The following is a 9882-nucleotide window of genomic DNA, read 5'->3' on the forward strand; positions in this document are numbered from 1 at the left end:
CTCGGCCGCCTCGATGGCTTCGGACTGGGCGTTCCACGCCTCGGCGTGGGACGGCGGCGGCGCGTCGGGCGCATCGGTTGCAGCCGGCGCATCGGCGCGCAGGGGCTCCGCGGGGACGGTCGGGGAAGAAGGCTCCGGCACTTCGCTGGCGCCGGCGGGGGTCGTGCTCATGGGGCGCGATTGTGCCGCCGGATAATTCCGCGATGCCCGACGCCCTCGCCGAATCCGCTTCCCCCGCGCAGTCTCCTGACACGATGACTTGGGACATCTTCTGCCGCGTCATCGACAACTACGGCGATCTCGGCGTCTGCCTGCGGCTGGCGCGCGACCTGGCCCGGCGTGGCGAGCAGGCGCGGCTCTGGTGCGACGACCTGTCGCCGCTGGCCTGGATGCAGCCGGAGGCCGTCCCGGGCCTGAGCTGCCAGCCCTGGGACGAGAGCGTGGGCGCGGCACCGGGCGACGTCGTCGTCGAGACCTTCGGCTGTGAGCTGCCCGCGCCCTTCGTCGCCGCGATGGCCGCGCGGCCCGTCCGGCCGGCGTGGATCAACCTCGAATACCTCAGCGCCGAAAGCTACGTCGAGCGCAGCCATGGACTGAAGTCGCCGCAGTTCTCCGGACCGGGCGCAGGACTCGACAAGTGGTTCTTCTATCCCGGCTTCAACGATCGCACCGGCGGCCTTCTCCGGGAGCCGGGACTTCTCGACGCCGTCACCGCGCACCACGGCGACGCCTGGCGCGCGGCGCGCGGCTGGGGCCGCCGGCCCGGCGAGCGGGTGCTGAGCCTTTTCGCGTATCCGCAGGCGCCGCTGGCGCCCTTGCTCGAGGCGCTCGGTCCCGGCTGGCTGCTGCTGCTCTGCCCCGGGGCGGCCCAGAGCGCCGTGCCGGCCTTGCTGCGCGACGGGCAGCGCGCGCTCGCGCTTCCTCATCTGACGCAGGACGGTTACGACCAGTTGCTCTGGTCCTGCGATCTCAACCTCGTGCGCGGCGAGGACTCCTTCGTGCGCGCGCAATGGGCCGGCCAGCCGATGCTGTGGCAGATCTACTTCCAGGACGATGGCGCGCACGGGCCGAAGCTGGAGGCCTTCCTGGACGCCGCGCTGGCGGGCGCCGAGGACCGGTGGGCCGCGAACTGGCGCGCCCTGTCGCGCGCGTGGAACGGGCTCGGGCCGTGGACGCCGGCCTGCGCCGAGGCCCTGCGCGAGCGGCCGGCCGCCGTCGCGCAGGCGCGCGCATGGCGTGCCGAATTGGCGGCGCAAGTGGATTTGACCTCGCGGCTGCAGGCCTTTGCCCGGCGCGCGAGTGGCGCGTGACAGGCCTTTCGAGCTAGAATGCGCGGCTTTTCGCGTTCTGAACGCGCGGTTCCCCGAACCAGCGCCGAACGCCTCACACCGCCGGAACAGTTCGGATCTCCAAGCATCCAAGTGACTGTGCCCGGACCCAATCTCCCGGAATCATCATGAAGATCGCTCAAGAAATTCGCGCCGGCAACGTGATCATGCACGGCAAGGACCCCATGGTCGTGCTGAAGACCGAGTACAGCCGCGGTGGCCGCAATGCCGCGACGGTGCGCATGAAGCTGAAGAGCCTGCTGAACAACTCCGGCACCGAAGTCGTCTTCAAGGCCGACGACAAGATGGACCAGATCATCCTCGACAAGAAGGAGTGCACCTACTCCTACTTCGCCGACCCGATGTACGTGTTCATGGACACCGAATACAACCAGTTCGAAGTCGAAGCCGAGAACATGGGCGACGCCATCAACTACCTGCAGGACGGCATGGAAGTGGAAGTGGTGTTCTACGACGGCAAGGCGATCTCGGTGGAACTGCCCACCAGCGTCGTGCGCGAAGTGACCTGGACCGAGCCGGCCGTCAAGGGCGACACCTCGGGCAAGGTCCTGAAGCCCGCCAAGATCGCCACCGGTTTCGAGATCCCCGTGCCCATCTTCGTGGCCCAGGGCGACAACATCGAAATCGACACGCGTACCCACGAGTACCGCAAGCGCGTCTGAGCGATGCCGGAGCCGGCACCGGCTCCTCGCCCAACGAAAAAGCAGCCCTCGGGCTGCTTTTTTTGTGGCCGCGTCTTGTTGCCGCGTCGCGGGGCGTCCCTGGTCGACCGCCAGGCTCAGGCGGCGGCCTGTCGCGCCCTGCTCTTCTTCGACTTGGCCGTGGCCAGCTTCTTCGAGCCGGTCTTGCCTGCCGACGAAGCGTGCTGCGCAGTTGGCTTGGCACCGGACTTCCTGGCGCCCGACTTCTTCGCGGTGGCGTGCGACTTGCCGCCGGACTTCGCCGTCTTGCCAGCAGTTTTTCCAGCGGTCTTGCCAGCCGTCTTCCCCGTGGCCTTCCCCGCCGTCTTGTGCCGGGTGCCCGACTTCGTGGAAGTCGCGGACTTGTCCGACTTCGCAGCCGTGGCGGCGGGCGCGGCGGCCGGCGCGGCCATGTCGGCGTGCGCGGCGGGGATCGGCGCCGTGGCCGGCGGGACCGGCTGGGGCTGCGTCTGCGGCTGGCCTTGCGCCTGCGCGAGGGTGCTCAGCAACACGGTGCCCAGGGCGGCGATCAACGACTTCATGAAGTGGTCCTTCTTCGAGGCGCGCCGACGCGAAGGCCGGCGCTCATGGGATTGAGCGGCGAGTCTAGCCGCGCGCCGGTCAAGGCCGCGTCAAACGAACTCACCCCGACGTAACCATTTGGTGGCGACCCACTTCTCGCCCTCGACGACCGGCGCGCCGCCATGCAGCGTCAGCGTGCTGGGATCGGGCCGGTCGTAGCTGAAGAAGACCGCATTGCCCTTCTGGGCCATGACGTCGAGCTTGATGTCCGGGAAGACCGTCGCGCCGCCGCGCGCCGGCGTGTTCAGGTACATCACCAGCGTCGCGACGCGCTGGCCGCCGCGCTCCAGGATCGCCTTGCTGCTGGCGTGCCGCGGGTCGAAGTAGTCGTAGTGCGGCTGGTATTCGGCGCCGACGCGATAACGCAGCACCTGCAGGCCCTCGCCGTTGCGCAGCGGCCAGTTCAGCAGCGTCGCGATGCGGCGCTCGATGCGGGCGACGACCTCGTTCTCGCCGCGCTCGAAGAACATGCCCTCGCTGGTGCGCGCCGAGTTCACTTCGCTGCCCTCGCGCTGCGCCGCCACCGTCTCCGAGCGCGCCAGCCGGGCACCCGCCGAGGCGACCATCGCGTCGCATTCCTGGGCGCTCAGCAGGTTGCCGAACACGATCACCCGTGGCCGCTGCAGCGCCATCAGGATCTCGACGCGGTGGCCGTCGGGCAGCAGCACGCTGCGCTGGTCGGTCAGGTCCGGTTCGGGCAGCGAGCCCGGCTCGATCGCCGGCTCGGGCAGCTCCGGCAGCGTCAGCGGCGGCTCGAAGGGGCGGTGCTCGGCCAGCGCCTGCTGCGCCATGTCGGGCTGCCAGCCGCTGGTCAGCATGGCCTGGTACAGCGCCTCGCGTGTGATGCCGTTGCGCAACTGCGCGGCCACCCAGTCGCGCAGTTCGGGCGTGAGGTATTGCGAATTGCTCATGGCCGCAACGGTATCAAACTGATCGGTGTCTGCCTGTATCCCGGTGTGCCAGCTCAGTCGGCGACGCGGCGGCGGAACACCAGCCGGTCCGGCTCGCTGGCCTCGGGCGCGTAGGCGTAGCCGTCGACCGCGAAATCCTGCAGCCCCGCCGGCGTGCCGATCCGGTGCTGGATCGCATACCGGGCCATCAGGCCGCGCGCGCGCTTGGCGAAGAAGCTGATGATCTTGTAGCGGCCGCCTTTCCAGTCCTCGAACTGGCACTCGATGACCCGCGGCTTCAGCACCTTGCGGGCGGCGGCCTTGAAGTACTCCTGCGAGGCCAGGTTCACGATCACCGGCGCCGACAGCTGCGCGCACTGCGCGTTCAGGTGTTCGGCGATGGTGTCGCCCCAGAAGGCATAGAGGTTGCCGCCGCGCTCGTTCTTCAGCGCGGTGCCCATCTCGAGCCGGTAGGGCTGCAGCCGGTCCAGCGGCCGCAGCACGCCGTAGAGCCCCGAGAGGATCGCCAGGTGGCGCTGCGCCCACTGCAGATCGTCGACCGACAGCGTCGCGGCCTGCAGGCCGTCGTAGACGTCGCCATTGAAGGCGAGCACGGCGGGCTTGCTGTTCCTGTCGGTGAAGCGCGTCGACCACGCGTGGTAGCGGGCCACGTTCAAGGTCGCGAGCGCCTCGGAGATGTCCATCAGGCCGCCGATGTCAGCCGCCGTCTTGGTCTTGAGGACCCCGATCAGCTCGGCCGCCTGGGACACGAAGTGGGGACGACCCGCCAACGCGGCCAGCGCCTCGGGCGTGGGGGTGTCGTAGTCCAGGGACTTCGCGGGGGAGATCACATACAGCATGGGGGCGGATTGTCGCGCGTCCGGGGCGCAAGACCTGTCACCAGGCCGCCGGATGAACGAAGGCCGCCCTGGGGCGGCCTTCATCGGTGGTTCGCGACGCCTTGCGACGTCCCGCGACGCTCAGCGGGCGAGCAAGGCGTTGATCGCGGTCACGTCCTCGGGGCGCAGTTGGCCGGACGCCTGGCGCAGCTTGAGGCTATTCACCAGCACGTCATAACGGGCCTTGGCCAGGTCGCGCTGCGTCGTGTAGAGCTGGGTCTGGGCGTTCAGCACGTCCAGGTTGACCCGCACGCCGACCTTGTAGCCCAGCTGGGTCGCCTCCAGCGCCAGCTTCGACGAAGCCTCGGCCGCCTCGTAGGCCTTCACCTGCGCCTGCAGCGACTGCACGCCGAAGAACGCGCGCTTGGTGCCTTCCTCGACGCTGCGGCGGGCGAAATCCAGGTCGTTGCGGGACTTCTCCTCCAGCGCGACCGTCTCCTTGATGCGGTTGGTGATCGCGCCACCGCTGTAGATCGGCATGTTCAGCGCGACGCCGACCGACGCGTTCTTGAGGTTGCCGGTGTACTGCACGCCCTCGCCGGTGGAGCGCTGCACGCCGAGCTGCGCGGTCAGGTCGACCGTGGGCAGGCGCGCGCCCTTGGCGCGCTCGATCTCGTAGCGGGCGATGTCCAGGCCCAGTTGGGCCTTGCGGATCGCCGGATGACCGCCTTCGGCCTGGCTGACCCACGGATCGACCGTCGACGGCGCCACCGGCGGCAGCACCACCGGCACGGCCAGCGGCCGCGGCTCGACGCCGACACGCCCCACCAGTTGGTCCAGCGTGACGCGCTTGACGCGCAGGTCGTTGTCGGCAGCCAGTTCCTGGGCGGTCGCCAGGTCGTAGCGGGCCTGCGCCTCGCGGGTGTCGGTGATGGTCGCGGTGCCGACCTCGAAGTTGCGCTTGGCCGAGGCCAGCTGCTCCGCGATCGCGGCCTTGTTGGCGCTCGAGGTCGAGAGCGTGTCCTTGGCCGCCAGCACGTCGAAATACGCCTGCGCGACGCGGACGATCAGGTCCTGCTCCGCCGTGGCGAGATCCGACTCGGCCACGTCGACGCCCAGTCGGGCCTGGTCGATCGAGCCCTGGTTGGGACGGTTGAAGACGGCGTACTTGGCGTTCAGGCCGGCATTGGTGACGGTGTTGCCGAAGCGGTCGCGCTGCACGCCGCTGCCGGGCGGGTCGAATTCCGAGCGCGTCGAGCTGACGCCCACGCCGACCGAGGGACGCGCCAGCGCCAGCGCCTGGCCGTAGCGGTATTGCGCCGATTCCGCCGTCGCCCGCGCCGCCAGGTAGGTGGCGTCGTAGGCGCGGGCCGCGTCGTACAGCTCTTGCAGGCTCTGCGCCTGGGCCGCCCCGGCCATCAGCGCGAGCGCCGCGGCCAGGAGCGAGACCCGCGGCAGGCGGGAGATCGGAGACGTACGGCGTTCAGCGGCCATGAGGCTTCCTCGTGTCGATGTGATGTTCTTCGGAGCGATCCAACTGCGGACCGGCCGCGGACGTGCCGCGGCCGGTATCCAGGTCCAGGGCACCCGCCGGTCGATCGCCGCCGACCCGGCTCCGGTGCCGGGCGAGGTTATAGATCACCTCGCCCCCCTGTCTCGAAAGAAATGCGACGACTTGCAGTCTTCGCACCCCGTGACGGCAATAACGCGCGATGGGCTGCCAGCGCCCCGCCCGCCGCGCGCCTTCCGCTCAGAACGTGAAATGCGATCCGGTGTCGAAACCGTCCAGGCGCTGGACGACGGTCTCGAACAGGTTCTTCGTCGTGAACTCGCGCTCGCCGGTGCGCGTGATGATGCGCGCGCTCATCGCGGGCTCGTCGCCGACGATCACGCCCATGCGGCCGCCGATCTTGAGCTGGTCCAGCAGCGCCTGCGGCGCCTGGGGCACCGAGCCGGACAGCAGGATCACGTCGAACGGCGCCTCGCCGGGCAGGCCCTTGACGCCGTCGCCCTCGACCACCGTCACGTTCAGCACGCCATTGCGGCGCAGCGCGTCGCGGGCGGCGCCGGCCAGCGCGGCGTCCTTCTCGACGCTGAAGACCTGCTGCGCCTTGTGGCCCAGCAGCGCGGCCATGTAGCCGCTGCCGGTGCCGATCTCGAGCACCTTCTCGTGGCGCTCGATCTGCAGCTCCTGCATCCAGCGGGCCTCGACCCGCGGGGGCAGCATCTTCTGGCCATTGGCCAGCGGCAGCTCGACGTCGGTGAAGGCCACGTTGCGGTAGGCGGCGGGCACGAAGTCCTCGCGCTTGACCACGGCCAGCAGGGCCAGCACCGAGGGATCCAGCACATCCCACGGGCGGATCTGCTGTTCGATCATGTTGAAGCGGGCTTGTTCGAAGTTCATGTTCAGTCCTCTGGCGGCCCCCTTGGCGCGCCGAATGCGGGCGGTATTCTAGGCGGGCGACCGGGGTGGGGCCGGATGGCGCGGGCGGTTGAGGAGTCCCTCGAACATCAGCTCGAGCTGCAGCGACAGCACCTGCTCCGGCGTGCACTTGTGGTCGTGGGTCACGCCGGCCGCGCCGATCGAGTGCTCATGCAGCACCAGGTGCAGCATCGGCCCGATCAGCACCATCACCGCCGCGTCCGGATCGACCTCCCGGAACTCGCCCGAGGCGACGCCGCGGCGCACCACCTCGGCCAGCAGCTCGCAACAGGGATCGATGACCTCGTCGTTGTAGAACGCGGCCAGCTCCGGGAAGTTGCGGGCCTCGCTCATCATGATCTTGTGGATGCCGCCGGCCGGCGTCCGGCCCAGGCGCTCCCACCAGGTCCACAGCATCCAGGTCAGCAGCTCCGCCATCGAGCCCTGGTGCTTGGCGAGCTCGGAAATCCCCTCCGCGATCTTGCTGCCGAGGGCCTCGCGCACCACCGCCTTGAAGAGCTCCTCCTTGGAGGGGAAGTAGAGGTAGAGCGTGCCCTTGGAAACCCCCGCCTTGGCGGCCACTTCCTCCGAACGGGTGGCGGCGAAGCCCTTCTCGACGAACAGCGACAGCGCGGCTTCGAGCAACTCCTGCGGGCGCGCCTCCTTGCGCCGCTGTCGGGCGGAGGACGGCGCGGGGCTGTCGGTCTTGGCGGAAGCGCGAGGCATGGGGGGATGGAGGACTGCTAACTGACTAACCGGTCAGTAATGTAGCGGCGCGCTTTCAGCCCGGTCAAGCCGGCAGTACCCGCCGCGCGGGGCGTCCCCTGGCCAGGCGACGCCCCGCATGACGACGTGGCGGCACCGTCACGCGCCCCTCACGCCGGAGCGCCCACATCGATGCTGCGCTGCGGCAAACCCTTCCCGAGCCAGGGCTATGATCCGCGCCGACCGCCTCCGGACCCGAGCGAGGCGGCATTCTGGAGTCGTAGTTTGGACACTGTGCTGCTGATCAAGGCCGCGATCATGGGGATCGTGGAGGGCCTGACCGAATTCCTGCCGATCTCGTCGACCGGCCACCTGATCCTCACGGGCGCGCTGCTGGGCGGCTTCGAGGATGCGCGGGGCAAGGTCTTCGACATCGCGATCCAGACCGGCGCGATCCTGGCCGTGATCATCGTCTACTGGCAGCGCCTGCGCGACACGGCCGCCGGACTGGGCAGCGACGCCCGCGCGCGCCGCTTCGTCCTCAACGTCGCGATCGGCTTCCTGCCGGCGGTGGTCCTGGGCCTGCTGTTCGGCAAGGCGATCAAGGAACACCTGTTCACCCCGGTCGTCGTGGCCAGCACCTTCATCATCGGCGGCGTGATCATCCTGTGGGCGGAACGCCGCCAGCAAAGCGCCGTGCGCATCCACGAGGTCGACGACATGAGCCCGCTGGACGCGCTCAAGGTCGGCCTGGTGCAGTGCCTGGCGATGGTGCCGGGCACCAGCCGCTCGGGCGCGACCATCATCGGCGGCATGCTGCTGGGCCTGTCGCGCAAGGCGGCGACCGATTTCAGCTTCTTCCTGGCGATCCCGACGCTGATCGGCGCTGGCCTGTACAGCCTCTACAAGGAGCGCTCGGTGCTGTCGACCGGCGACATCCCGCTGTTCGCGGTCGGCCTGTTCTTCTCCTTCGTCAGCGCCTGGATCTGCGTGCGCTGGCTGCTGCGCTACATCGCCAGCCACAGCTTCGTGCCCTTCGCCTGGTACCGGATCGCCTTCGGCATCGTGGTGCTGGTCACCGCCTACACCGGCCTGATCGTCTGGGCCGAGTGAGCGCCGCCCGGCCCGGCACGCCGCGAAGCTGACGCCCCGATGACGCGTTCCCCCGGATGGGGAACGCGTCCACCCCTGCGGGGGGATGGCCGAACGCCTAAAATGCCGGCCTTATGACCATCACGATCAAGACCGGCGCCGACATCGACGCCATGCGCATCGCCGGCCGTCTGGCGTCCGAGGTGCTGGACATGCTGACCCCGCACGTCAAGCCGGGCGTCACCACCGACCACCTCGACAAGCTGGCCCACGACTACATCGTGAATGTCCAGCAAGGCATCCCCGCCCCGCTGAACTACCAGCCGCCGGGCTACACGCCGTACCCGAAGTCGATCTGCACCTCGATCAACCACCAGGTCTGCCACGGCATTCCCAACGACCGCCCGCTGAAGAACGGCGACATCGTGAACATCGACGTCACCGTCATCAAGGACGGCTGGCACGGCGACACCAGCCGCATGTTCGTCGTCGGCGAGGGCTCGATCGCGGCCAAGCGGCTGTGCTCCTTCACCTACGACGCGATGTGGAAGGGCATCCAGAAGGTCAAGCCGGGCGCGCGCCTGGGCGACATCGGCCATGCGATCCAGACCTTCGCCGAGAATGCCGGCTTCAGCGTCGTGCGCGAGTTCTGCGGCCATGGCATCGGCCAGAAGTTCCACGAGGAGCCCCAGGTGCTGCACTACGGCCGCCCGGGCACGCTCGAGGAACTGGTGCCGGGCATGGTCTTCACCATCGAGCCGATGATCAATGCCGGCCGGCGCGAGATCCGCGAGATGGGCGACGGCTGGACCATCGTCACCAAGGACCGCTCGCTGTCGGCGCAGTGGGAGCACACGGTGCTGGTCACCGAGACCGGCTTCGAGATCCTGACGCAGTCGGCCGGCACGCCGCCGCCGCCGGCCTTCGTCGCGCCGCAGGCCGTCCCGGCCTGATCGCGGCGGACCGCGCATGAACGCCAGGACGCCGGGCGAGGCCGGCGCATCGCCGGCCGCGGCGCCCTCCGACGCCGCCCCGCTGACCGTCGCCGACCTGCGCCAGCGCTTCAAGGCCGGCAAGCAGCAGCAGCTGGAGGACTTCGCGGCCGCCAAGGCCAGCGTCGCCGCCGCCACGCGGCTGATGCGCCTGCTGGCCCGGCATGTCGACGGCACGCTGCAGGCGCTCTGGACGCATTCCGGCATCGCCGCCGCGGCGCCGGAGGCCGCGCTGGTCGCCGTCGGCGGCTACGGCCGCGGCGAGCTGTTCCCGCATTCGGACGTCGACGTGCTGGTGCTGCTGCCCGATGCGCTGCCCGGCGGCCTGACG

At 69.5% G+C, this 9882-nt stretch carries 11 protein-coding genes; 5 read left to right on the forward strand and 6 right to left on the reverse strand.

What is annotated here, in order from left to right; all coding sequences use genetic code 11:
• Positions 1 to 203: 203 nt before the first annotated feature.
• Both earP and efp read left to right on the forward strand, forming a co-directional pair.
• Positions 204 to 1310, forward strand: a complete 1107-nt coding sequence (gene earP / locus FUT87_RS27260; RefSeq protein WP_255512076.1) for an elongation factor P maturation arginine rhamnosyltransferase EarP — start codon at positions 204 to 206, stop codon at positions 1308 to 1310.
• Between the two features lie 146 nt (positions 1311 to 1456).
• A complete protein-coding gene (gene efp / locus FUT87_RS27265; protein ID WP_091733741.1) occupies positions 1457 to 2011 on the forward strand; it encodes an elongation factor P in 555 nt (184 codons plus the stop codon).
• Positions 2012 to 2127: 116 nt separating this feature from the next.
• Here efp and FUT87_RS29655 read toward each other — a convergent pair whose 3' ends face one another.
• The 6 genes from FUT87_RS29655 to FUT87_RS27295 form a co-directional block, all read right to left on the reverse strand.
• Complete coding sequence (locus FUT87_RS29655; RefSeq protein WP_186830806.1) at positions 2128 to 2571, reverse strand: hypothetical protein; 444 nt, start codon at positions 2569 to 2571, stop codon at positions 2128 to 2130.
• A 90-nt stretch (positions 2572 to 2661) separates the two neighbouring features.
• Positions 2662 to 3522, reverse strand: coding sequence for a 2OG-Fe(II) oxygenase (locus FUT87_RS27275; RefSeq protein WP_091733737.1), 861 nt, complete (start codon positions 3520 to 3522; stop codon positions 2662 to 2664).
• A gap of 53 nt (positions 3523 to 3575) precedes the next feature.
• On the reverse strand, positions 3576 to 4361 hold the full coding sequence (gene yaaA / locus FUT87_RS27280; RefSeq protein ID WP_147242482.1) for a peroxide stress protein YaaA: 786 nt from the start codon (positions 4359 to 4361) through the stop codon (positions 3576 to 3578).
• 120 nt (positions 4362 to 4481) lie between these two features.
• Positions 4482 to 5834: a TolC family outer membrane protein gene (locus FUT87_RS27285; protein ID WP_147242481.1), complete on the reverse strand. Its 1353-nt coding sequence runs from the start codon at positions 5832 to 5834 to the stop codon at positions 4482 to 4484.
• 256 nt (positions 5835 to 6090) lie between these two features.
• Positions 6091 to 6744, reverse strand: a complete 654-nt coding sequence (locus FUT87_RS27290; protein ID WP_091733731.1) for a protein-L-isoaspartate O-methyltransferase — start codon at positions 6742 to 6744, stop codon at positions 6091 to 6093.
• A gap of 48 nt (positions 6745 to 6792) precedes the next feature.
• Entirely contained in the window at positions 6793 to 7488 is a 696-nt protein-coding gene (locus FUT87_RS27295; RefSeq protein WP_147242480.1) for a TetR/AcrR family transcriptional regulator, read from the reverse strand.
• A 264-nt stretch (positions 7489 to 7752) separates the two neighbouring features.
• Here FUT87_RS27295 and FUT87_RS27300 point away from each other — a divergent pair, with 264 nt between their 5' ends.
• The 3 genes from FUT87_RS27300 to FUT87_RS31210 form a co-directional block, all read left to right on the forward strand.
• Positions 7753 to 8580: an undecaprenyl-diphosphate phosphatase gene (locus tag FUT87_RS27300; RefSeq protein ID WP_147243002.1), complete on the forward strand. Its 828-nt coding sequence runs from the start codon at positions 7753 to 7755 to the stop codon at positions 8578 to 8580.
• Positions 8581 to 8693: 113 nt separating this feature from the next.
• Entirely contained in the window at positions 8694 to 9512 is an 819-nt protein-coding gene (gene map, locus FUT87_RS27305; protein ID WP_091733726.1) for a type I methionyl aminopeptidase, read from the forward strand.
• A 16-nt stretch (positions 9513 to 9528) separates the two neighbouring features.
• The coding region (locus FUT87_RS31210; protein WP_255511972.1) for a nucleotidyltransferase domain-containing protein at positions 9529 to 9882 on the forward strand (354 nt) is incomplete at its 3' end.

It is taken from the genome of Mitsuaria sp. TWR114 (genome assembly GCF_007997345.1).